We start from the raw sequence: 1,409 nt of genomic DNA on the forward strand, positions 1-1,409 counted from the left end.
ACGTCGTACGGGCCGGAGAGGTCGTACTCGAGCGCGGCGGACCCCGTGACCGCTCCACGCTCGTTGTCGTTCACGAGGAGCTGCCCGCCGGTTCCGCCCGCTGCACTCTTGCCACCGCCGAGGAGCGAGGACATCCGGTCGAACCACGCGTGTCCGTAGTCCTTCGGGAACGCGTCGTGGCCCGAGCAGCCGGTCAGGGTCAGCATGACGCCGGTGGCGGCGATCGCGGACAGCAGCCGCCGGCGGGTCTTCAGCACCCCGCGATCATCCCGGAACACGCAGCGGTCCGGCGACCCCTCGTCCGGGGTACCGACAGACGGACAGGAGGCGCGGTACCAGCGGGCACCGCGCCTCCCGTCCGTCCCGGGGTCGCGTCAGCGTTCCCGCTGGCTACGCCCGTTCCCACCGGCTACGCCCGCTCCCGCCAGGTACGCCCGTTCCGACCAGGCGAGCCCGCGGTACCTGGTCGATCCGGGCGTACTGCCCCGAAACTTCCGACCAGGTACGCCCGTTCCCACCGGCTAAGCCCGTTCCCGCCAGGTACGCCCGTTCCCGCCGGGTACGCCCGTTCCGACCGGGCGAGCCCGCGGTACCTGGTCGATTCGGGCGTACTGCCCCGAAAGTTCCGACCAGGTACGCCCGTTCCCGCCAGGTACGCCGATCCGGCCGCTCCGCACCGCCCCGCCCCGGGCCGCGAGGACCCCGCGCCCACCGACCGTCACGGCTGCCCGCCCGCTCGACGGACGGGTAGCCTCCGCGGCATGAGCAGCCGACTGAGCGAACTCGTCCTCAACTGCGCCGACCCCGAGGCGTTGTCGCGCTTCTGGTGCGCGGTCCTCGACTACGTCGAACTCGCAAGGGACGAGGACGACATCGAGATCGGCCCAGCCGCTGGGTTCGGCGGCGCGACCCCGACGATCATCCTCGCGAAGGTCGAACACGCGAAGACGCGGCCGCTCCGGCTCCACCTCGACCTCAGCCCCGTGGACCGCGACCAGGACGCCGAACTCGACCGTCTGCTGGCGCTCGGAGCGCGGCCGGCCGACGTCGGACAGACGGGGGAGGAGTCCTGGCACGTCCTGCAGGACCCGGAGGGCAACGAGTTCTGCCTCCTCCGGACGCGGCTCGCGCCGCTGTGAAGGAGCCCCCTCGCGTTGCGCGACCCGTAGACGGACAGGAGGCGCGGTGCCNNCTGGCACCGCGCCTCCCTCGCAGGCTCGGTCGGCGCGCCCCGCGCAACGCTTCGCGTTGCCGCTGAGCGGGGCGCGCCCGTCCGTCCTGTGGTTGCGTCAGCCCTTCAGGCCGGACCCCGTGACGCCCTCGACGATCTGCCGCTGGAAGATCAGGTAGAGGATGATCAGCGGCAGCGCCGCGAGGATCGCTCCGGCCTGGATGTCCGCGAGCGCTGC

At 72.5% G+C, this 1,409-nt stretch carries 2 protein-coding genes; one reads left to right on the top strand and one right to left on the bottom strand.

Features of this window, described 5'->3' with window-relative positions; translation table 11 throughout:
- On the bottom strand, positions 1-257 hold a 257-nt coding region (locus I5E_RS21355; protein ID WP_042723658.1), incomplete at its 3' end, for a hypothetical protein.
- Between the two features lie 504 nt (positions 258-761).
- Between I5E_RS21355 and I5E_RS06725 the strand changes: the two genes are divergently transcribed.
- Complete coding sequence (locus I5E_RS06725; protein WP_022906309.1) at positions 762-1,139, top strand: VOC family protein; 378 nt, start codon at positions 762-764, stop codon at positions 1,137-1,139.
- Positions 1,140-1,409: the final 270 nt, after the last annotated feature.

Origin of the sequence: Curtobacterium sp. B18 (genome assembly GCF_000333375.1) — a bacterium.
Taxonomy (GTDB): domain Bacteria; phylum Actinomycetota; class Actinomycetes; order Actinomycetales; family Microbacteriaceae; genus Curtobacterium.